General features: G+C 70.1%; 15 protein-coding genes and 1 tRNA gene. 10 read left to right on the forward strand and 6 right to left on the reverse strand.

Going from position 1 to position 21,480, the window contains the following annotated elements:
* Window positions 1-450: 450 nt before the first annotated feature.
* Window positions 451-3,177: a DNA polymerase I gene (polA, locus tag ACIRFL_RS10560; protein WP_404026260.1), complete on the reverse strand. Its 2,727-nt coding sequence runs from the start codon at window positions 3,175-3,177 to the stop codon at window positions 451-453.
* A gap of 154 nt (window positions 3,178-3,331) precedes the next feature.
* Between polA and ACIRFL_RS10565 the strand changes: the two genes are divergently transcribed.
* The 8 genes from ACIRFL_RS10565 to ACIRFL_RS10600 all read left to right on the forward strand — a co-directional run bounded on the left by ACIRFL_RS10565 (window position 3,332) and on the right by ACIRFL_RS10600 (window position 13,111).
* Window positions 3,332-5,611 carry an FdhF/YdeP family oxidoreductase gene (locus tag ACIRFL_RS10565; protein ID WP_404026263.1) on the forward strand — a complete coding sequence of 760 codons (2,280 nt, stop codon included), beginning with the start codon at window positions 3,332-3,334 and terminating at the stop codon, window positions 5,609-5,611.
* A gap of 72 nt (window positions 5,612-5,683) precedes the next feature.
* Window positions 5,684-6,175: a hotdog fold thioesterase gene (locus tag ACIRFL_RS10570; protein ID WP_404026266.1), complete on the forward strand. Its 492-nt coding sequence runs from the start codon at window positions 5,684-5,686 to the stop codon at window positions 6,173-6,175.
* A 227-nt stretch (window positions 6,176-6,402) separates the two neighbouring features.
* Window positions 6,403-6,696, forward strand: coding sequence for a hypothetical protein (locus ACIRFL_RS10575; RefSeq protein WP_404026268.1), 294 nt, complete (start codon window positions 6,403-6,405; stop codon window positions 6,694-6,696).
* A 668-nt stretch (window positions 6,697-7,364) separates the two neighbouring features.
* On the forward strand, window positions 7,365-8,600 hold the full coding sequence (locus ACIRFL_RS10580) for a branched-chain amino acid ABC transporter substrate-binding protein (protein WP_404026270.1): 1,236 nt from the start codon (window positions 7,365-7,367) through the stop codon (window positions 8,598-8,600).
* A gap of 115 nt (window positions 8,601-8,715) precedes the next feature.
* Complete coding sequence (locus ACIRFL_RS10585; RefSeq protein ID WP_404026272.1) at window positions 8,716-9,648, forward strand: branched-chain amino acid ABC transporter permease; 933 nt, start codon at window positions 8,716-8,718, stop codon at window positions 9,646-9,648.
* Window positions 9,649-9,653: 5 nt separating this feature from the next.
* Window positions 9,654-11,480, forward strand: a complete 1,827-nt coding sequence (locus tag ACIRFL_RS10590) for a branched-chain amino acid ABC transporter permease (RefSeq protein WP_404026274.1) — start codon at window positions 9,654-9,656, stop codon at window positions 11,478-11,480.
* 6 nt (window positions 11,481-11,486) lie between these two features.
* Window positions 11,487-12,398, forward strand: a complete 912-nt coding sequence (locus tag ACIRFL_RS10595) for an ABC transporter ATP-binding protein (protein WP_404026276.1) — start codon at window positions 11,487-11,489, stop codon at window positions 12,396-12,398.
* On the forward strand, window positions 12,395-13,111 hold the full coding sequence (locus ACIRFL_RS10600; protein WP_404026278.1) for an ABC transporter ATP-binding protein: 717 nt from the start codon (window positions 12,395-12,397) through the stop codon (window positions 13,109-13,111). The genes ACIRFL_RS10595 and ACIRFL_RS10600 overlap by 4 nt, the downstream gene beginning before the upstream one ends.
* A 262-nt stretch (window positions 13,112-13,373) precedes the next feature.
* On the opposite strand, the gene ACIRFL_RS10605 is transcribed toward ACIRFL_RS10600, so the two are convergent.
* Window positions 13,374-14,036 carry an ANTAR domain-containing response regulator gene (locus ACIRFL_RS10605; protein ID WP_404026281.1) on the reverse strand — a complete coding sequence of 221 codons (663 nt, stop codon included), beginning with the start codon at window positions 14,034-14,036 and terminating at the stop codon, window positions 13,374-13,376.
* A gap of 100 nt (window positions 14,037-14,136) precedes the next feature.
* Here ACIRFL_RS10605 and ACIRFL_RS10610 point away from each other — a divergent pair.
* A tRNA-Leu gene (locus tag ACIRFL_RS10610) sits at window positions 14,137-14,211 on the forward strand.
* Between the two features lie 99 nt (window positions 14,212-14,310).
* Here the strand turns inward: ACIRFL_RS10610 and pyk are convergent.
* On the reverse strand, window positions 14,311-15,747 hold the full coding sequence (gene pyk / locus ACIRFL_RS10615) for a pyruvate kinase (protein WP_404026284.1): 1,437 nt from the start codon (window positions 15,745-15,747) through the stop codon (window positions 14,311-14,313).
* Between the two features lie 230 nt (window positions 15,748-15,977).
* Window positions 15,978-16,655: an SIMPL domain-containing protein gene (locus ACIRFL_RS10620; RefSeq protein ID WP_404026285.1), complete on the reverse strand. Its 678-nt coding sequence runs from the start codon at window positions 16,653-16,655 to the stop codon at window positions 15,978-15,980.
* 150 nt (window positions 16,656-16,805) lie between these two features.
* Here ACIRFL_RS10620 and ACIRFL_RS10625 point away from each other — a divergent pair, with 150 nt between their 5' ends.
* Window positions 16,806-18,617 (forward strand): bifunctional metallophosphatase/5'-nucleotidase, encoded by a 1,812-nt coding sequence (locus ACIRFL_RS10625; protein WP_404026287.1) that lies wholly within the window; start codon window positions 16,806-16,808, stop codon window positions 18,615-18,617.
* Window positions 18,618-18,660: 43 nt separating this feature from the next.
* On the opposite strand, the gene ACIRFL_RS10630 is transcribed toward ACIRFL_RS10625, so the two are convergent.
* Window positions 18,661-20,073: a lysine N(6)-hydroxylase/L-ornithine N(5)-oxygenase family protein gene (locus ACIRFL_RS10630; RefSeq protein WP_404026290.1), complete on the reverse strand. Its 1,413-nt coding sequence runs from the start codon at window positions 20,071-20,073 to the stop codon at window positions 18,661-18,663.
* Entirely contained in the window at window positions 20,070-21,428 is a 1,359-nt protein-coding gene (locus ACIRFL_RS10635; RefSeq protein ID WP_404026292.1) for a pyridoxal phosphate-dependent decarboxylase family protein, read from the reverse strand. The genes ACIRFL_RS10630 and ACIRFL_RS10635 overlap by 4 nt, the downstream gene beginning before the upstream one ends.
* Window positions 21,429-21,480 lie beyond the last annotated feature (52 nt).

Here is a 21,480-nt window from a genome sequence, read left to right on the forward strand (position 1 = left end):
CGTCGTGCGCCGTCGTGGTTGCTCGCCGTTGCGGCGGAAAATTCACATGCGGCTGGGATTTCGGGTGCGGCTGAGAACTTGGGGCGGCTCAGGGATGGGTGCGGTGAGTTCGGCACCGCCGTCGTGCGCCGTCGTGGTTGCTCGCCGTTGCGGCGGAAAATTCACATGCGGCTGGGATTTCGGGTGCGGCTGAGAACTTGGGGCGGCTCAGGGATGGGCGCGGTGAGTTCGGCACCGCCGTCGGGCGCCGTCGTGGTTGATCGTCGTTGCGGCGGAGAAATCACGTGCGGCTGGGACTTCGGGTGCGGCTGAGAACTTGGGGTGGGCGCCCGAGGGCGCCCTCCGGGGGCTTGCTTGCGGTTCGGCAGAGGGGTGCGAGGAGCTGTGCGACCAGCCGCTGTGCCGCCGTGGACAACCGACGGCACAGCGGCGGCGCATGCGGCAGAGCGATTAGTGGGCTGCTGATTCCCAGTCGGGGCCTGCGCCGACGGAGACGTCCAGGGGGGCCCTGAGCTGGACGGCGGCGGCCATCTCGCGGCGGACGATCCGCTCCGCGGCCTCGCGCTCGCCGGGGGCGATCTCCAGGACGATTTCGTCGTGGACCTGGAGCAGCATGCGCGAGGTGAGGTCCGCCTCGCGCAGCGCCCGGTCGACGTTGAGCATGGCGATCTTGACGATGTCGGCCGCCGTGCCCTGGATCGGCGCGTTCAGGGCCATCCGCTCGGCCATCTCGCGGCGCTGACGGTTGTCGCTGTTGAGGTCCGGCAGATAGCGGCGGCGCCCGAACAGCGTCTCCGTGTAGCCGGTCGCCCGCGCCTCGTCCACCACGCGGCGCAGATAGTCCCGCACGCCGCCGAACCGCTCGAAGTACGTGTCCATCAGGGCACGGGCCTCGGCCGCGTCGATGTTCAGCTGCTGGGAGAGGCCGAAGGCGGACAGCCCGTAGGCCAGGCCGTACGACATCGCCTTGATCTTGCGGCGCATCTCCGCGTCCACCGCGAGGCGGCCGACCGAGAACACCTGCGAGGCGACCGTGGTGTGCAGGTCCTCGCCCGAGGTGAACGCCTCGATCAGGCCCTCGTCCTCGGACAGGTGGGCCATCACGCGCAGCTCGATCTGGCTGTAGTCGGCGGTCATCAGGGATTCGAAGCCGTCGCCGACGACGAAGCCACGGCGGATCGCGCGGCCCTCGTCCGTGCGGACCGGGATGTTCTGCAGGTTCGGGTCGGTCGAGGAGAGCCGGCCGGTGGCCGCGACGGTCTGGTTGAACGTGGTGTGGATGCGGCCGTCGGCCGCGATCGTCTTGATCAGGCCCTCGACCGTGACGCGCAGCTTCGCCTGCTCGCGGTGGCGGAGCATGACGACCGGCAGTTCGTTCTCGGTCTGGGTGGCGAGCCAGGCCAGGGCGTCGGCGTCGGTGGTGTAGCCGGTCTTGGTCTTCTTGGTCTTCGGCAGTGCCAGCTCGCCGAACAGCACCTCCTGGAGCTGCTTGGGCGAGCCGAGGTTGAACTCGTGCCCGGCCGCCGCGTGGGCCTCCTTCACCGCCTGCTGCACGGCTCCCGCGAACATCTGTTCCATGGTTTCCAGATGCGCCCGGTCCGCCGCGATGCCGTGCCGTTCCATGCGGGCGAGCAGCGCCGAGGTCGGCAGTTCGACGTCCCGCAGCAGGTCCGCGGCGCCGACCTCCCGCAGCCGGTCCTCGAACGCCTCTCCCAGGTCGAGGATGGTGCGGGCCTTGATCATGAGCGCCTCCGCCTCGGCGGCGTCGTCCGCGCCGAAGGCGAGCTGGCCGTCGGCCGCGGCGGCGGGCGCCAGCTCGCGGCCCAGGTACTCCAGGGACAGCGCGTCCAGGTCGAAGGAGCGGCGGCCCGGCTTGACCAGGTAGGCCGCGAGCGCCGTGTCCATGCCGACGCCGTCGATGCTCCAGCCGTGCTCGGCGAAGACCCGCATGGCGCCCTTGGCGTTGTGCAGGACCTTGGGCCGGCCCGCGTCCGCCAGCCAGGCCGCGAACGCGTTCTCGTCGGCCTCGTCCAGCTCGGACGGGTCGAACCAGGCGGCGGCACCGTCGGCCGCGGCGAGCGCCACCTCGGCGACCGAGCCGGTGCCCAGGGCCCAGCTGTCGACGGTGGCGATGCCCAGGGGCCGGGTGCCGTGCTCGGCGAGCCAGGGGCCCAGCTCGCCGGTGCCGAGCACGGTGCCGTCCAGTTCCACGCCGCCGACCGCGACCACGGTGGTCTCGGCCTCCTCGGCGCCCGGGTCGACGGCGAACAGCCGCTCGCGCAGGGACGGGTTGCGGATCTCCAGGGTGTCCAGGATCACCGCGACGCCCTTGCGGTCGTACGGGGCGCGCTCCAGGTCGGCGACCGTCTTCGGCAGCTCCACCTGACGCTCCAGCTCGGTGAGCCGGCGGTTGAGCTTGACCGACTCCAGATGGTCGCGGAGGTTCTGTCCGGCCTTGCCCTTGACCTCGTCGGCGCGCTCGACCAGTTCCGCGAAGGAGCCGAACTGGTTGATCCACTTGGCGGCCGTCTTCTCGCCGACGCCGGGGATGCCCGGGAGGTTGTCCGACGGGTCGCCGCGCAGCGCGGCGAAATCGGGGTACTGGGCGGGCGTCAACGCGTACTTCTCGAAGACCTTCTCCGGGGTGAAGCGGGTCAGCTCCGAGACGCCCTTGGTCGGGTACAGCACCGTCGTGTGCTCGGTGACCAGCTGGAAGGAGTCGCGGTCACCGGTGACGATCAGCACCTCGAAGCCCTCGGCCTCGGCGCGGGTGGCGAGGGTGGCGATCACGTCGTCCGCCTCGTACCCCTCGACGGCGAAGCGCGGGGCGTGCATCGCGTCGAGCAGTTCGCCGATCAGCTCGACCTGGCCCTTGAACTCGTCCGGGGTCTTGGAGCGGTTCGCCTTGTACTCGGCGAACTCTTCGGAACGCCAGGTCTTGCGGGAGACGTCGAAGGCCACCGCGAAGTGCGTGGGCGCCTCGTCGCGCAGCGTGTTGGCCAGCATCGACGCGAAGCCGTAGATCGCGTTCGTCGGCTGGCCCGTCGCGGTCGTGAAGTTCTCCGCGGGCAGCGCGAAGAACGCGCGGTAGGCCAGCGAGTGCCCGTCCATGAGCATGAGCCGGGGACGGTTACCGCCGGAGGTCTTGTCGGTCTTCTTCGATGCTGTCTCTGCCACGAACCCGATCCTGCCACGCCGCACTGACAGCCGGTCCCGCCCGTGCACCCCGACCGCGCTCGGGCGGCGCCCCCGACCGGCCTCGATGGTTGTCACCGCCGCGTGGGAGTATCGAATGCGAACGCACAGATGCAGTCGTCGAGGGGAGCGCGCGGTGGCGACGAAACCGCCGAAGGGTGATCCGGTCCAGGACGCGCCGCGGGTCGGCGCGCCCCAGCATGCGGCGGCGGGGCTGCCGGCCGTCGGGCACACGCTGCGGATCGCACAGCAGCAGATGGGCGTGAAGCGCACCGCGCTGACCCTGCTGCGGGTCAATCAGAAGGACGGCTTCGACTGCCCGGGCTGCGCCTGGCCCGAGCCGGACCACCGGCACACGGCGGAGTTCTGTGAGAACGGCGCGAAGGCCGTGGCCGAGGAGGCCACGCTGCGCCGCGTCACCCCGGAGTTCTTCGCCGCGCACCCGGTCGCCGATCTGGCTGGCCGCAGCGGCTACTGGCTGGGACAGCAGGGGCGGCTCACGCACCCCATGTACCTCCCGGAGGGCGGCGAGCACTACGAGCCGGTCTCCTGGGAGCGCGCCTTCGACATCGTCGCCGACGAGATCGCCGCGCTGTCCTCCCCCGACGAGGCCGTCTTCTACACCTCGGGCCGCACCAGCAACGAGGCCGCGTTCCTCTTCCAGCTGTTCGCGCGGGAGCTGGGCACGAACAACCTGCCCGACTGCTCGAACATGTGCCACGAGTCGTCCGGCTCGGCCCTGTCCGAGACCATCGGCATCGGCAAGGGCAGCGTCCTGCTGGAGGACCTGTACAAGGCCGACCTGATCATCGTGGCCGGCCAGAATCCGGGGACGAACCACCCGCGGATGCTCTCGGCCCTGGAGAAGGCCAAGGCCAACGGGGCGAGGATCATCAGTGTCAACCCGCTGCCGGAGGCGGGCCTTGAGCGGTTCAAGAACCCGCAGACCCCGCAGGGCATGCTCAAGGGCGCCGCGCTGACCGATCTGTTCCTGCAGATCCGCATCGGCGGCGACCAGGCGCTCTTCCGTCTCCTCAACAAGCTGATCCTGGAGACCGAGGGCGCCGTCGACACGGACTTCGTCCGTGAGCACACCCATGGCTACGAGGAGTTCGCCGCGGCCGCCCGCGCCGCCGACTGGGACGAGACGCTGACGGCGACGGGCCTCACGCGCGCGGAGATCGACCGGACGCTGGAGATGGTGCTCGCCTCCGAGCGCACGATCGTGTGCTGGGCCATGGGTCTCACCCAGCACAAGCACTCCGTGCCGACCATCCGCGAGGTGGTCAACTTCCTGCTGCTGCGCGGCAACATCGGGCGTCCGGGCGCGGGCGTGTGCCCGGTGCGCGGCCACTCGAACGTGCAGGGCGACCGGACGATGGGCATCTTCGAGCGGCCCGCCCCGGCCTTCCTGGACGCCCTGGAGAAGGAGTTCGGTTTCGCCCCGCCGCGTGAGCACGGCTACGACGTGGTCCGCGCGATCCGGGCCCTGCGCGACGGCGACGCGAAGGTCTTCTTCGCGATGGGCGGCAACTTCGTCTCCGCGTCCCCCGACACCGGGGTCACCGAGGCGGCCATGCGGCGCGCGCGGCTGACCGTGCACGTGTCGACGAAGCTCAACCGCTCGCACGTGGTCACGGGCGCGCGTGCGCTGATCCTGCCCACCCTGGGCCGCACCGAGCGTGATCTGCAGGGGTCCGGCGAGCAGTTCGTGACCGTCGAGGACTCCATGGGCATGGTGCACGCCTCCCGGGGCCGGCTGGAACCGGCGAGTCCGCGGCTGCTGTCCGAGCCGGCGATCGTGTGCAGGCTCGCGCGCCGGGTGCTCGGCGCGGACAGCGTGGTCCCCTGGGAGGAGTTCGAGAAGGACTACGCGACGATCCGGGACCGTATCGCGCGCGTGATCCCCGGCTTCGAGGACTTCAACGCGCGCGTGGCCCGGCCCGGCGGTTTCGCGCTGCCGCACGCCCCGCGTGACGAGCGCCGCTTCCCGACGGCCACGGGGAAGGCGAACTTCACGGCGGCGCCGGTCGAGTACCCGAAGCTGCCGCAGGGCCGTCTGCTGCTGCAGACGATCCGCTCGCACGACCAGTACAACACCACCGTCTACGGCCTGGACGACCGCTACCGGGGCATCCGGAACGGGCGCCGGGTGGTGCTGGTGAACCCCGAGGACGCGCGTGAACTGCGGCTGGCCGACGGGTCGTACGTCGATCTGATCGGCGAGTGGCGGGACGGCGTGGAGCGGCGGGCCGCCGGGTTCCGGGTGGTGCACTACCCGACCGCGCGGGGCTGTGCGGCGGCGTACTACCCGGAGACCAATGTGCTCGTGCCGCTGGATGCCACGGCGGACACCAGCAACACCCCGGCCAGCAAGTCCGTCGTGGTGCGTCTGGAACAATCGGCAACCGACTGAGCTCCCCCGGACTCCGTCCGGGGGCACCCCCAGCTCAGCGGAGTTCCAGCGACGACGAACGGAGCCTGGTCGATGGGCGAGCAGCAGCACGTGAAGTTCCCGCAGCAGATCGTCGACGAGTACGCCGCGCTCGGGGTCGATCTGCCGGCCCTGTTCTCCGCGGGCCATCTGGGGACGCGGATGGGCGTGCAGATCGTCGAGGCGTCGGCGGAGCGGGTGGTCGGGACGATGCCGGTGGAGGGGAACACCCAGCCGTACGGGCTGCTGCACGGCGGCGCGTCCGCGGTGCTGGCGGAGACGCTGGGCTCGGTGGGCTCGATGCTGCACGGGGGCAGTTCGAAGATCGCCGTGGGCGTCGACCTCAACTGCACGCACCACCGGGGTGTGCGGTCGGGCCTGGTCACCGGGGTGGCGACGCCGGTGCACCGGGGACGGACCACGGCGACGTACGAGATCGTGATCAGTGACGAGGCGGGGCGGCGGGTGTGCACCGCCCGGCTGACCTGTCTGCTGCGGGAGATCAACGCCGACGACGAGGCACGGGTCCGTCCCGCGCAAGGCTGACGGCGGCCCGCGCCGAGCCGTTGAACCCCGCCGCCCCGGGCCCGTAACTTCGGCTCATGGGACGGCGAGGAGGCCCCCGCGCGGGGGTGACCGCATCCGCACTGGGGGTCTGCCTGACACTGGCGGTCGGCTGCGGCGGCCCCGGCGGCCCGGGGACCGCTACCCGGCCTCCGGCCGGGACATCGGCCCCACCGGCCGCGTCCGCCCCTTCGGCGCCGTCATCCCCGGTGACGCCGGCCGGATCGGCGGTCCCGTCGGCGACCTCCGACGCCGAGCTGTGTGCCCGGATCGTCGCGCACGGGGCACGACAGGTGCTCGACGACGGCGGCTACGGCGACTACCAGTCGATGGGGCTGTCCAACGGGCAGTACGAGATCGTGCGGCGCGTCGTGACCGCGGCGCGCGCCGTCGAGCGGCGTCAAGGCCCCTCCGCGGCCGATGAGTTGATCGATCGTGAGGCGCGCTCGGCCTGCGCCGAGCGGTACCGCGCCGGCACCCCGAGCGAAGGGCCGTGGCGGTGAGCGGGAGCGCTCCGCGGGTTGGGCCGTGACACGCGCTCCGGGGTGGGCCGTCATGCGGCGTGTGCGACCGCGGCAGCGTTGTGGCTGGGCGCGCCCGCGCGGCGGAGCCGCATGTTGATACAGCCCCGCGCCCCTTGGGGGCGGCCCGTCACGGCGCCGGGGTGCCTTTTCGGGCAAATGTGGGCTCTTCCCGTAGATCACGATAACCGTGCACGTGACGGAATGCGGAAAACCACTGAAGGATGCCGGACTTCCTTTCCTGGGCGTAACTCTGCGTAATACGCATGCAATACAAGCCACCAGTTTCATCCCGTGATCACGGTACGCACAGCACGCCCCAGAAGCCCTTCGAGTTGCCTGCGGCAACAGTTTCGGTCATCACCAAAACACCCGAGACACCTGAACGGATCCATGGCGGGTCCTGCGGGTTCTCACCATGCGGACGGGGCGAATCGACCGGAATTCGCGCGTTCCCCCCACGGTGTACCGCTCTGCATTACCTGGGGTCATAACAAGAGCGTCACAGCCTTGGTCAGACTCTCTCCCCATTCCTCGCACCGGGCCTAGAGTCACGGCCAGTCACCGCGCCGTCGGATTGCGATTTCGGCCCAGCGCGCGACTCGACCGTTTCCACGGGGATGCGGTCGTGCCAGGGGAAAGGATGGATCGTGCGTCAACGTTCGCTCATCGCCATCACCGCCGCGCTGGCGGCGGGAGCACTCACCCTCACCGCCTGCGGCTCGCGCGACAGCGGCGACAAGGGCTCGGACTCCAGCAGCGGTGGCGGCACCACCGTTGTCATCGGCGTCGACGCCCCGCTGACCGGCGACCTGTCCGCGCTGGGCCTCGGTATCAAGAACTCGGTGGACCTCGCGGCCAAGACCGCGAACAAGCAGGACTACGTCAAGGGCATCACCTTCAAGATCGAGGCCCTGGACGACCAGGGGCAGCCCTCGTCGGGCCAGCAGAACGCCACCAAGCTCGTCGCCGACAAGAGCGTCCTCGGTGTCGTCGGCCCGCTGAACTCGTCGGTGGCCGAGTCGATGCAGAAGGTCTTCGACGACGCCAAGCTGGTCGAGGTCTCGCCGGCCAACACCAACCCGGCGCTGACCCAGGGCACCAACTGGCAGACGTCGAAGTCGCGTCCGTACAAGTCGTACTTCCGCACCGCGACCACGGACGCCATCCAGGGCCCGTTCGCCGCGCAGTACCTGTTCAACGACGCCAAGAAGAAGAAGGTCTTCGTCATCGACGACAAGAAGACCTACGGCGCGGGCCTCGCCGCCACCTTCACCGAGGAGTTCAAGAAGCTCGGCGGCACCGTGGCCGGCAGCGAGCACATCAACCCGGACACCAAGGACTTCTCCGCGGTCGCCACCAAGGTCAAGAACTCGGGCGCCGACGTCGTCTACTACGGCGGCGAGTACCCGCAGGCCGGCCCGCTGAGCAAGCAGATCAAGGCCGCCGGCGCCAAGATCCCGGTGATCGGCGGTGACGGCATCTACAGCGCCGACTTCATCAAGCTGGCGGGCGCGACCGCCACCGGCGACCTCGCCACCTCGGTCGGCGCCCCGGTCGAAGAGCTGCCCTCAGCCAAGGAGTTCGTCGCCAACTACAAGACCGCCGGCTACAAGGAGGCGTACGAGGCGTACGGCGGCTACTCCTACGACTCGGGCTGGGCGATCATCGAGGCCGTGAAGAAGGTCGTCGAGGACAACGATGGCAAGCTGCCGTCCGACGCCCGCGCGAAGGTCGCCGAGGCCATGCAGAACGTCTCCTTCGACGGGGTGACCGGCAAGGTCTCCTTCGACGAGTACGGTGACGCGACCAACAAGCAGCTCACCGTGTACGCCGTCAAGAACGGCGCCTGGGAGCCGGTCAAGTCCGGTACCTACACCGGCTGATCCGCCCGGACCACACGAGCCGCGCGGGGCGCTGTTCCACTGGCGCCCCGCGCGGACTCGCATCCGGCTCCATCCGTCATCCGTCGAAACATCCGAACGTCTCGGAGGACATGCGGTGAACGAACTGCCGCAGCAGCTGGTCAACGGCCTGCTACTGGGATCCATGTACGGGCTGGTCGCCATCGGTTACACAATGGTCTACGGCATCGTCCAGCTCATCAACTTCGCCCACGGCGAGATCTTCATGACCGGCGCCTTCGGGGCCCTCTCGGTCTATCTGTGGGTGCTGCCCGACGGCACCACCATGTGGGTGGCCCTGCCGCTCATGCTCATCGGCGCCATCCTGGTCTCCGTCATCGTCGCGGTGGGGGCGGAAAGGCTCGCCTACCGCCCGCTGCGCGGCGGCCCCCGCCTCGCCCCGCTGATCACCGCCATCGGCCTGTCCCTGGCCCTCCAGCAGGCGGTCTGGGCCTGGTACCCCGAGGCCAAGTCCGCGCGCACCTTCCCGCAGATCGACGGCGGCCCGTTCCATATCGGCAGCGTCACCATCCAGACCGGCGACATCTTCCTGATCGCCGCGGCGCCCGTCAGCATGGCCGTCCTCGCCTACTTCGTCATGAAGACGCGCACCGGACGCGGCATGCAGGCCACCGCCCAGGATCCGGACACCGCGAAGCTCATGGGCGTCAACACCGACCGCATCATCGTGATCGCCTTCGCCCTCGGAGCCACCTTCGCGGCGGTCGGCGGTGTCGCCTACGGCCTGAAGTACGGTCAGATCGAGTACAAGATGGGCTTCATCCTCGGCCTGAAGGCGTTCACCGCGGCCGTCCTCGGAGGCATCGGCAACATCTACGGCGCCATGATCGGCGGTGTCGTCCTCGGCGTCGCCGAGACCCTGGCCACCGCCTACATCGCCGACATCCCGGGCATGGACAAGTTCGGCAGCCAGTCCTGGGCCGACGTCTGGGCCTTCGTACTCCTCATCCTCGTACTGCTGTTCAGGCCGCAGGGCCTGCTCGGCGAGCGCGTCGCGGACAGGGCGTGACACCGATGACCACACAGACCACCGCACCCGAAACCCCCAGCGCCCCCGTCGCCGACCGCACACGCGGCGCCCTCGGCCTGCCGGCGCCCGTCGCGCGCGCCATCGCCACCGGCGGCGGCGCCCTCACCGTCGTCTCGACGTTCCTCGCCTGGACCTGGACGTCCGAGTTCCCCGGCGACCTGACCGTCTACGGCTACCCCGGCGGCCTCCAGGTCCTGGTGCTCATAGCCGGTGCGCTGACCGCGTTGTTCGGCCTCGCCTCGTACGGGGTCAAGGGCCTCGGCCGGCTGACGCCCGCGGGCGGCGACGGCGCCCTCCGGTTCGCCTCGCTGGCCGCCTTCGGCACCGCCTGGTACACGGTCATCGCGATCAGCGCCAAACTCGGCGGCGTCGTCAACCTGGAGCCCGGCGGCTATCTCGCGGCCGCGGCCTCCCTGATCTCCCTCCTCGGCGCGCACGCGCTGCCGTTCGAGCGGCCCGAGCCCGACCCGCTCGACCCGGACGAGACCGGCTGGGCGCGCGCCAAGCACCGCCTCGCCCACGGGTGGCAGACCCTCAGGGCCTCCTACGCCGGCGGCACCCCCCGCACCGTGGGCGCGCTGCCCTCGTACGTCGAGATCCTGATCATCGTCGGGGTCCTCGCCCTCGGCCTGATCGTCTTCACCTACGGCATCGGCACCTCGTACGACGAGCTTTTCATCGGCTTCCTGATCACGGCCGGGTTCGGCTTCGCCGCGCTCAACAAGGCGGGCCTGATCGCCCAGGCGTCCCAGATCACCTCCCGGCACCAGAACATCACCATCGTCGGCGCCTTCGTCGCGGCGGCCCTGTTCCCCTTCACCCAGACCGACGACCAGTACGCCACGGTCGGCGTGTACATCCTCATCTTCGGAACCGTCGCCCTCGGTCTGAACATCGTCGTCGGCCTCGCGGGCCTGCTCGACCTCGGCTACGTGGCCTTCCTCGGCGTCGGCGCCTACGCGGCGTCCCTGGTCTCCGGCTCGCCCAGCTCCCCGTTCGACGTGCACTTCCCGTTCTGGGCCGCCGTCCTGGTGGGCGCCGCCGCCTCCCTCGTCTTCGGTGTGCTCATCGGCGCCCCGACCCTGCGGCTGCGCGGTGACTACCTCGCCATCGTCACCCTCGGCTTCGGTGAGATCTTCCGGATCACCGCCAACAACCTCGACGGCACCTCGGGACCCGACCTGACCAACGGCTCCAACGGCGTCTCCTCGATCCCGAACCTCAACATCTTCGGCTTCGACTTCGGCGCCCCGCACGACGTCGGCGGCTTCACCATCGGCCGGTTCGCCAACTACTTCTTCCTGATGCTGATCATCACCGCGGTCGTCGTGCTGGTCTTCCGGCGCAGCGGTGACTCCCGCATCGGCCGCGCCTGGGTGGCCATCCGCGAGGACGAGACCGCGGCCCTCGCCATGGGCATCAACGGCTTCCGCGTCAAGCTCATCGCGTTCGCCGTCGGCGCCTCGCTGGCCGGCCTCGCCGGTACGGTCCAGGCCCACGTCACCTACACGGTCACCCCGGAGCAGTACCTCTTCGCCGGCCCCATCCCGCCCAACTCGGCGTTTCTGCTGGCCGCCGTGGTCCTCGGCGGTATGGGCACGATCAGCGGGCCGCTCATCGGCGCGTCCCTGCTGTTCCTGATCCCCAACAAGCTCCAGTTCCTCGGCGAGTACCAGCTCCTGGCCTTCGGTGTCGCGCTCATCCTGCTGATGCGCTTCCGCCCGGAGGGCCTGATCCCCAACCGGCGCCGCCAGCTCGAATTCCACGCAGAGGCCGAAGCGCCCGCCGTCCTCACCAAGGCAGGGGCCTGAACCACGATGACTACCGACACCACCACCCGGGGCGCCGCCTCCGGGGCCTCCGCGCCCGGCCAGGTCGTGCTCGACGCGCGCGGCGTCACCATGCGCTTCGGCGGCCTGACCGCCGTGCGCAATGTCGACCTCACCGTCAACAGCGGTGAGATCGTGGGCCTGATCGGCCCGAACGGCGCCGGCAAGACGACCTTCTTCAACTGCCTGACGGGCCTGTACGTCCCGACCGAGGGAGAGGTCCGCTACAAGGGCGCCGTGCTGCCGCCGAAGTCCTTCAAGGTCACCGCGGCCGGCATCGCCCGCACCTTCCAGAACATCCGGCTGTTCGCCAACATGACGGTGCTGGAGAACGTCCTCGTCGGCCGCCACACCCGCACCAAGGAGGGCCTGTGGTCGGCCCTGCTGCGCGGCCCCGGCTTCCACCGGGCCGAGGCGGCCTCCCGTGAACGCGCCATGGAACTGCTGCGGTTCGTCGGCCTGGACGCGAAGGCCGAGCACCTGGCCCGCAATCTGCCCTACGGCGAGCAGCGCAAGCTGGAGATCGCCCGGGCGCTGGCCAGCGAGCCGGGGCTGCTGCTCCTCGACGAGCCGACCGCGGGCATGAACCCGCAGGAGACCCGGGCCACCGAGGAACTGGTCTTCGCCATCCGAGACCAGGGCATCGCCGTCCTCGTCATCGAGCACGACATGCGCTTCATCTTCAACCTCAGCGACCGGGTCGCCGTCCTCGTGCAGGGCGAAAAGCTCATCGAAGGCGACAGCGCGACCGTGCAGGGCGACGAGCGGGTCGTCGCCGCTTACCTGGGCGAGCCCTACGAGGACGCGCCCGGCGCCGAGGAGGTCGCCGAGGTGGAGGCCGCCGAGGCACACGCCGACACTCCGCAGGACGCCGCGCCCGGCAAGGAGAACGACCGATGACCGCACTGCTCGAAGTCGAGGACCTCCGGGTCGCCTACGGCAAGATCGAGGCCGTCAAGGGCATCTCCTTCAAGGTCGAGGCCGGCGAGGTGGTCACCCTCATCGGCACCAACGGGGCCGGCAAGACCACCACGCTGCGCACGCTCTCGGGGCTGCTCAGGCCGGTCGGCGGGCAGATCCGGTTCAACGGGAAGTCGCTGAAGAAGGTGCCCGCGCACCAGGTGGTCGCGCTGGGGCTCGCCCACTCCCCCGAGGGGCGGCACATCTTTCCCCGGATGACCATCGAGGACAATCTGCGCCTCGGCGCGTTCCTGCGCAGCGACCGGCCGGGCGTCGAGAAGGACATCCAGCGGGCCTACGAGCTGTTCCCCATCCTCGGGGAGCGCAGCAAGCAGGCCGCGGGCACCCTGTCCGGCGGTGAGCAGCAGATGCTTGCGATGGGCCGGGCGCTGATGTCCCAGCCGAAGCTGCTGATGCTCGACGAGCCGTCGATGGGGCTGTCGCCGATCATGATGCAGAAGATCATGGCCACCATTGCCGAGCTGAAGTCGCAGGGCACGACGATTCTGCTGGTCGAGCAGAACGCGCAGGCCGCGCTCTCACTTGCGGATCACGGGCATGTCATGGAGGTCGGCACGATCGTTCTGTCGGGGACCGGGCGTGAGCTGCTGCACGACGAGTCGGTGCGGAAGGCTTACCTCGGCGAGGACTGAGCGCTCCGCTGGTTCGGCCGGTGTTGCGGCGTGGCTCGGCTGCGGCGTGGGGGTGGGCTGCGGGTCCGGCATCGGTGCGTTGTGGGTCTGGCGTCGGCCGGGTGCGGGTGCGTTGTGGCCGGGCGCGCCCGCGCGGCGGAGCCGCATGTTGATACAGCCCCGCGCCCCTTTGGGGCGCGCTGCTGTGCTGCCAGTCGGTGTGACTAGCTAGGTGTGTGATGAGGCCCGCCTCCCAGGTTGGGGGGCGGGCCTTGTTGTGGGGTTAGGGGTGGTTTGGTTTGGGGGTCTTTTTTTCGGCGTTGTCTGCGATGACGGCCTCGGCGACCTGTTGCATGGACATCCGGCGGTCCATGGAGGTCTTCTGGATCCAGCGGAAGGCGGCCGGCTCGGTCAGCCCGTACTCGGTCTGGAGGATCGACTTCGCGCGGTCGACCAGCTTGCGGGTCTCCAGCCGCTGTGTGAGGTCGGCGACCTCCTTCTCCAGCTGCCGCAGCTCGGTGAAGCGGGAGACGGCCATCTCGATGGCCGGCACCACGTCGCTCTTGCTGAACGGCTTCACCAGGTACGCCATCGCTCCGGCGTCACGGGCGCGCTCGACGAGATCGCGCTGGGAGAAGGCGGTGAGCATGAGGACCGGGGCGATGGACTCCTCGGCGATCTTCTCGGCCGCGGAGATGCCGTCCAGCTTGGGCATCTTCACATCGAGGATCACGAGGTCGGGCCGGTGCTCGCGGGCGAGTTCCACGGCCTGCTCACCGTCGCCGGCCTCCCCGACGACGGTGTACCCCTCCTCCTCCAGCATCTCTTTCAGGTCGAGCCGGATCAGCGCCTCGTCCTCGGCGATGACGACACGGGTCGTCAGCGGAGGCACGTGCGACTTGTCGTCGTCGGGCACGTCTACGGGCTGGGGCGACTCGGCGGTCACGGGGGCTCCTCGTTCAGGGCAGGGGTACTGCTGACAAGAGCCTACCTAGCTACGGTATGGTGGACGCGCGGAGGGTCGGGCAAAACCTTTGATTCTTCGAGCCCCGGTAGCCCAATTGGCAGCAGGCAACGGATTCAAAACCCGTACAGTGTCGGTTCGAGTCCGACCCGGGGCACTTTTCCTTCGATTTCAAGGTCAGTGATTTTTCTGGGGCCCCTCCTTATGAGGGGCCCTTTCGTGTGACCGGGCGCCAAAAGGGCTGCCGCCGGCTCGGTTATCGGGGGCTGTCGTCCTCGCCGATGTGGTGGACGCGCACCATGTTCGTCGTGCCGGAAACGCCGGGCGGGGAGCCCGCGGTGATGACGACGACATCGCCCTTCTGGCAGCGGCCGTAGTTCAGGAGCAGTTCGTCGACCTGGGCGACCATGGCGTCGGTGGAGTCGGCGTGCGGCCCCAGGAAGGTTTCGGCCCCCCAGGTGAGGCTGAGCTGGGAGCGGGTCGCCGGCTCAGGGGTGAAGGCGAGCAGCGGGATCGGGGAGCGGTAGCGGGACAGCCGGCGGGCGGTGTCTCCGGACTGGGTGAAGGCGACCAGGAACTTCGCGCCGAGGAAGTCGCCCATCTCCGCCGCCGCCCGGGCGACCGCGCCGCCCTGGGTGCGGGGCTTGTTCCGCTCGGTCAGCGGCGGGAGCCCGCCCGCCAGGATGTCCTCCTCGGCCGCCTCGACGATGCGGGCCATGGTGCGGACCGTCTCGACCGCGTACTTGCCGACGCTGGTCTCGCCGGACAGCATCACCGCGTCCGTGCCGTCGATGACGGCGTTGGCGACGTCGCTCGCCTCGGCCCGGGTGGGGCGCGAGTTCTCGATCATCGAGTCCAGCATCTGGGTGGCCACGATGACCGGCTTGGCGTTGCGCCTGGCGAGCTTGATGGCGCGCTTCTGGACGATCGGCACCTGCTCCAGGGGCATTTCGACGCCCAGGTCGCCGCGCGCGACCATGATGCCGTCGAACGCCGCCACGATCCCGTCGATGCCGTCGACCGCCTGCGGCTTCTCGACCTTGGCGATCACCGGCAGCCGCCGGCCCTCCTCGTCCATGATGCGGTGGACGTCCTCGATGTCCCTGCCGCTGCGGACGAAGGACAGCGCGATGACGTCGAAGCCGGTGCGCAGGGCCCAGCGGAGGTCGACCTCGTCCTTCTCGGAGAGCGCGGGCACGGAGACGGCGACGCCCGGCAGGTTGAGGCCCTTGTGGTCGGAGACCATGCCGCCCTCGACCACCGTGGTGTGCACCCGGGGGCCGTCCACGGAGGTGACCTCGAGGCAGACCTTGCCGTCGTCGACGAGGATGCGCTCACCGGGCGTGACGTCGGCGGCCAGGCCGGAGTAGGTGGTTCCGCACTGGTTGCGGTCGCCCTCGGTGTCCGCCTCCACCGTGATGGTGAAGGTGTCGCCGCGTTCAAGGAGTACCGGTCCTTCGAGGAAACGGCCGAGGCGGATCTTCGGGCCTTGAAGGTCGGCGAGGAGGCCGATGCTGCGACCGGTCTCGTCGGCGGCCTTCCGCACGTGTCGGTACCGTTCCTCGTGCTCGGCGTGACCGCCGTGGCTGAGGTTGAATCGGGCGACGTCCATTCCGGCCTCGACCAGGGCCTTGATCTGCTCGTACGAGTCGGTGGCGGGCCCCAATGTACAGACGATCTTTGCTCGGCGCATGCATCGAGCCTAGGGCTTACCGGCGGGTAGAGAATTGGCCGGACGTGACTACTCAACAACCTTTGAGTAAAGGGCCATTGACAACTGTTGAATTGTGCGACCGGGCGCTCTGATGAGCATATGGAACGCCGGGAATGGCCCGGCGGGCCGCTCACGGACGGCCGTGGACCATCAGCGGACGGTTACCGACTGTTCCGTTCCTGGAAATTCCCGCTCCGCTTCACCGGGGCTCACAGGCGTGGGGGTGTCATGGTGAAGCGGGCGTCGACCTGTGCGTACACATGCTGCCGCTGGGGTTCCAGGTCGAGCGGGGGCGCCGTGTTCTCCGCCGCCGCGGCGAAGGCCAGGGAACGGGCGCGCACGCCGGGGTGGCCGTACGGCTCGGCGTTCTCCACGCCGGTGTCGGCGAGTTCGACCAGCGCGGCCAGTGAGGTGCCGAGCGCTTCCGCGTACTCGCGGGCCCGCCGGACCGCCTCGTGCACCGCCTGCCGGCGGGCCTGCCCGTGCACCGGCGAGCCGGGGCGCAGCGCCCACCAGGGGCCGTCGACGCGGGTCAGCTCCAAGTCGGCGAGGCGTGCGGTGAGTTCGCCGAGCGCCGGGAAGTCGGAGAGTTCGACGGTGAGACGGACGCTGCCGTGGTAGGTGCGGACGCGCTCGCCCCGGCCGTGCGTCGACAGTTCCGGAGTGATGGACAAGAAGCCCGTCTCCAGGCGCTCCACCGCCTCGCCGTAGGACTTGACGAGGTCGAGGACGGCGGCGTTGCGCCGGGTGAGGTCGTCGAGGGCGGAACGCCGGTCCCGCCCGCGGGCGGTGACGGTGATACCGATGCGGGCGATCTCCGGGTCGGCTTCCAGATGCGCCTCGCCGCGGACGGCGACGCGGGGCAGCTCGGGCGAGGGAGAGGTCATACGCCCCACTCTGTCACGCCTTTCGCCGGTTGGAACCCAGGAGTTCATCGATGAGGTCACCAGATCGAAACCTCCCGGACCTGTTGCCGTCGGCCGGGCCGGGCCAGAATCTACGCGCGTTGTTGAACCATTCCCCGAGGAGACCGCACGATGCCGCTGAACCGCCGGAAGTTTCTGAAGAAGTCCGCAGCAACCGGAGCGGGAGTGGCGATCGCCGGTGCCGTGGCAGCCCCGGCGCAGGCGTCGGCGTCGCCCGGCAAGGGCACGGCCGGCAAGCGGCCCAAGCGCCACTCGCTGACCGTCATGGGCACCACCGACCTGCACGGGCACGTCTTCAACTGGGACTACTTCAAGGACGCGGAGTACTCCGACACCGCCGGCAACGCGATGGGCCTGGCCCGCGTCTCCACCCTGATCAACCAGGTGCGCAAGGAGAAGGGCCGCGAGAACACGCTGCTCCTGGACGCCGGTGACACCATCCAGGGCACCCCGCTGACGTACTACTACGCCAAGGTCGACCCGATCACCGCCAAGGGCGGCCCGGTGCACCCGATGGCCCAGGCGATGAACGCGATCGGCTACGACGCGGCGGCCCTCGGCAACCACGAGTTCAACTACGGCATCGAGACGCTGCGCACGTTCGAGGACCAGCTGCGCTTCCCGCTGCTCGGCGCCAACGCCGTCGACGCGAAGACCCTGAAGCCCGCCTTCCCGCCCTACTTCATCAAGAAGTTCCCGGTGAAGGGCGCCCCGCCGGTCACGGTCGCCGTCCTCGGCCTGACCAACCCGGGCATCGCCATCTGGGACAAGGCGTATGTGCAGGGCAAGCTGAAGTTCCCGGGTCTGGAGGAGCAGGCCGCGAAGTGGGTGCCGAAGCTGCGCTCCATGGGTGCGGACGTGGTGATCGTCTCGGCGCACTCCGGAACGTCCGGCACGTCGTCGTACGGCGACCAGGTGCCGTACGTGGAGAACGCGGCGGTCAACGTCGCCAAGCAGGTGCCGGGTATCGACGCGATCCTGGTCGGGCACTCCCATGTGGAGATCCCGGAGCTGAAGGTCACCAACGAGAAGACCGGCAGGACGGTCGTGCTGTCCGAGCCGCTGTACTTCGCCGAGCGACTCACCCTGTTCGACATCGAGCTGGTGTTCGCCAAGGGCCGCTGGACGGTGGAGTCGGTCGCGGCCTCGCTGCGCAACTCCAACACCGTCGCCGACGACCCGAAGATCACCAAGCTGCTGTCCGACGAGCACGCGAAGGTCGTCAAGTACGTCAACCAGGTGGTCGGCACCGCCACCGAGACGCTGACCACGGTCGACGCCCGCTACAAGGACGCGCCGATCATCGACCTCATCAACAAGGTCCAGGAGGACGTGGTCAGGGCCGCGCTCGCGGGCACCGCGTACGCCTCGCTGCCGGTGCTCTCGCAGGCCTCGCCGTTCTCCCGCACCTCGGAGATCCCGGCGGGCAAGGTGACGATCCGGGACCTGTCGAGCCTGTATGTGTACGACAACACGCTGGTCGCGAAGCTGATGACGGGCGCCCAGGTGCGGGCGTACCTGGAGTACTCGGCGGAGTACTACGTCCAGACGGCTCCCGACGCGGTGGTCGACGTGCAGAAGGTCACCAACGCGGGCGGCCGCCCGGACTACAACTACGACTATGTGTCGGGGCTCCGTTACGACATCGACATCGCCCAGCCGGCCGGTTCGCGGATCAAGAACCTCACCTTCGACGGGGCCGCGCTGGACGACACGCAGCAGTTCGTGTTCGCGGTGAACAACTACCGGGCCAACGGCGGCGGTGCGTTCCCGCATGTGGCCTCGGCCCAGGAGCTGTGGTCCGAGTCGACGGAGATCCGGACCCGGATCGCGGAGTGGGTGACCGCGAAGGGCGTCCTGGACCCCAAGGACTTCGCGTCGGTGGACTGGAAGCTGACCCGGGCCGGCACGCCGGTGTTCTAGGGATTCCCGGGCGGGCCCCGGGCATCGGCCCGGGGCCGGCTCGTCAGCTCCGGTCGTCCACGAGCGGGGTCAGTACCCGGGCCTGCCGGGCGGGCGGCACCGGCCTGGCCGGTTCGAGTCCGAAGCTGGTGAAGGCCGTCCGGCCGGGCAGCGGGTAGGTCTCCTTCCTCGTCAGGGAGTTGATGATGGTGGCGCTGCGCCAGGCGGCCAGCCCCAGGTCGGGCGCGCCGACGCCGTGGGTGTGCCGTTCCGCGTTCTGCACATAGGCCGTGCCCGTGACGGACGGGTCGAGCACGAGCCGGAACGACTCGTCCACCTCAGGGCGGCCGGCGCCGTCGCGGCGCACATGGGGGTCGAGTCCGGCGAGGATCCGGTCCAGCGAGCGTTCCCGGTAGCCGGTCGCGAGGACGACCGCGTCCGTGGTCAGCCGGGAACGGGTGTCCTGCTGGACGTGTTCCAGGTGGAGTTCGATCTGGGTGGTGGCGACACGGCCCGCCGTGCGCACCTGGACCCCGGGGGTGAGTACGGCGTCGGGCCAGCCGCCGTGCAGGCTGCGGCGGTACAGCTCGTCGTGGATGGCGGCGATGGTCTCGGCGTCGATGCCCTTGTGCAGCTGCCACTGTGCGGCGACGAGCCGGTCCCTGACCGGTTCGGACAGGCCGTGGAAGTAACGGCTGTAGTCGGGGGTGAAGTGCTCCAGGCCGAGCTTGGAGTACTCCATGGGCGCGAACGCCTCCGTGCGGCCCAGCCAGTGGAGCCGTTCGCGGCCGGGCGGGCGGTGGCGCAGCAGGTCCAGGAAGACCTCGGCGCCGGACTGCCCGGAGCCGACGACGGTGACATGCCCGGCGGCGAGGAACGCCTCGCGGTGCTTCAGATAGTCGGCGGCGTGCACGACGGGGACATCGGGCGCCGCCACCAGGGGCTTGAGCGGATCGGGCACATGGGGGGCGGTGCCGACGCCGAGGACGATGTTCCTGGTGTGGGTGCGGCCCGGGGACTCCGCCTTGCCTTCGGCGTCGAGGCGGGTGTAGTCGACCTCGAAGACGTCCCGTCCGGGGTTCCAGCGGACGGCGTCGACCTGGTGGGAGAAGTGCAGTCCGGGAAGGTTCTCGGCGACCCAGCGGCAGTAGGCGTCGTACTCGGCGCGCAGGCTGTGGAAGCGCTCGGCGAAGTAGAAGGGAAAGAGCCGGTCCCGGCTTCTGAGGTGGTTGAGGAAACTCCACTGACTGGTCGGGTCGGCGAGGGTCACCAGGTCGGCGAGGAAGGGGACCTGGACGGTCGCGCCCTCGATGAGCAGGCCGGGATGCCAGTCGAAGCCCGGGCGCTGTTCGTAGAAGACGGCGTCGAGTTCGGCGAGCGGGTGGGCGAGGGCGGCGAGGGACAGGTTGAACGGGCCGATGCCGACGCCGACGAGATCGCGGGGGGCTTCGGTCTCGTGGTGTGGGGGGCTGGTCATCTGGGCGTGGTTCCTTCCACGAGTTTCAGGAGGCGGGCCAGTTCGTCCGGGCGGGTGTGGGGGTTGAGGAGGGTGGTCTTCAGCCAGAGGCGGCCGTCGAGGCGGGCGCGCCCGAGCACGGCCCGGCCCTCCGTGAGCAGTCCGCGCCGTACTGCGGCGACGGCCTCGTCGTCCGCTCCGGCGGGCCGGAACAGGACGGTGCTGATGACGGGCCGGCCGTACAGTTCGAAGCCGGGGTGGTCCTGGACGAGGGCGGCGAACTCACGGGCCAGCGCGCACACCTGGTCGACCAGGGCGCCGAGTCCGCGGCGGCCGAGCGTCTTCAGGGTGACGGCGGTCTTGAGCACATCGGGGCGGCGGGTGGTGCGCAGGGAGCGACCGAGCAGGTCGGGGAGGCCGGCCTCGGTGTCGTCGTCGGCGTTCAGGTAGTCGGCGCGGTGCTGGAGCACGGCGAGTTCGCGAGGGCGGGCCACGGCGATCAGGCCAGCTGCGACCGGCTGCCAGCCGAGTTTGTGCAGGTCGAGGGTGACGGTGTGGGCGGCTTCGAGACCGGCCAGCTGCTCGCGGTGCCGGTCGCTGAAGACGAGCGGACCGCCGTAGGCCGCGTCGACGTGCAGCCGGGCACCGTGGGCGGAGCACAGTCCGGCGATCTCGGCGAGCGGGTCGATGAGGCCGGCATCGGTGGTGCCGGCGGTGGCGGCGACCAGCAGGGGGCCCGGGAGCCGGACGACGGCGTCATGGAGCGCGGCCGGGTCGAGGATGCCGCGCGGTGTGGATACGACCACGGGTTCGGGCAGGCCCAGCAGCCAGGCGGCACGGGGCAGCGAGTGGTGGGCGTTGGCGCCGCACACGAGCCGGACGCCGCCGCCCTGCCTCTCGCGGGCGAGCAGCAGCGCGAGCTGGTTGGACTCGGTGCCGCCGGTGGTGACGAGGGCGTCGGCCAGGCCGATCTCCTGGGCGATTCGGCGGGTGACGACGGCTTCCAGCGCGGAGGCGGCGGGCGCCTGGTCCCAGGAGTCCAGGGAGGGGTTGAGGGCGCTCACCGCGAGGTCCGCGGCGGTGGCGACGGCGAGCGGCGGGCAGTGCAGATGGGCCGCGCACAGCGGGTCGGCGGGGTCGGCCGAGCCCTCGGCGAGGGCCCGCACGAGGGTGCGCAGGGCGTCCGGGTCGCCCTCGCCGGGCAGTACGTCGCCCACGGCCTCGGCGATCCGCGCGGCGACCGCCTCGGGGCCGCCCGCGGGCAGCGGACCGCCGCGCGCCCGTGCGCCGTCCCGGAGGGCGTCGAGCACGGTGTCCAGCAACGGCCGCAGGGCGTCGGGCCCTTCGGGGGACGAGGCGAAGGGGGGCGTGCTCATGGGCTCTCCTCCGGGCCGCGGGACAGCGGAACGACCATGTGGCTTCCAGCTT

Source organism: Streptomyces sp. NPDC102462, from assembly GCF_044765425.1.
Taxonomy (GTDB): Bacteria; Actinomycetota; Actinomycetes; order Streptomycetales; family Streptomycetaceae; genus Streptomyces.

Coding starts and splice junctions, on each gene's coding strand:
- ACIRFL_RS10570 (WP_404026266.1), top strand. CDS start 5,684: ATGGGCGAGCAGCAGCACGTGAAGTTCCCGCAGCAGATCGTCGACGAG.
- ACIRFL_RS10590 (WP_404026274.1), top strand. CDS start 9,654: ATGACCACACAGACCACCGCACCCGAAACCCCCAGCGCCCCCGTCGCC.
- ACIRFL_RS10595 (WP_404026276.1), top strand. CDS start 11,487: ATGACTACCGACACCACCACCCGGGGCGCCGCCTCCGGGGCCTCCGCG.
- ACIRFL_RS10600 (WP_404026278.1), top strand. CDS start 12,395: ATGACCGCACTGCTCGAAGTCGAGGACCTCCGGGTCGCCTACGGCAAG.
- pyk (WP_404026284.1), bottom strand. CDS start 15,747: ATGCGCCGAGCAAAGATCGTCTGTACATTGGGGCCCGCCACCGACTCG.
- ACIRFL_RS10620 (WP_404026285.1), bottom strand. CDS start 16,655: ATGACCTCTCCCTCGCCCGAGCTGCCCCGCGTCGCCGTCCGCGGCGAG.
- ACIRFL_RS10625 (WP_404026287.1), top strand. CDS start 16,806: ATGCCGCTGAACCGCCGGAAGTTTCTGAAGAAGTCCGCAGCAACCGGA.
- ACIRFL_RS10630 (WP_404026290.1), bottom strand. CDS start 20,073: ATGACCAGCCCCCCACACCACGAGACCGAAGCCCCCCGCGATCTCGTC.
- ACIRFL_RS10635 (WP_404026292.1), bottom strand. CDS start 21,428: ATGAGCACGCCCCCCTTCGCCTCGTCCCCCGAAGGGCCCGACGCCCTG.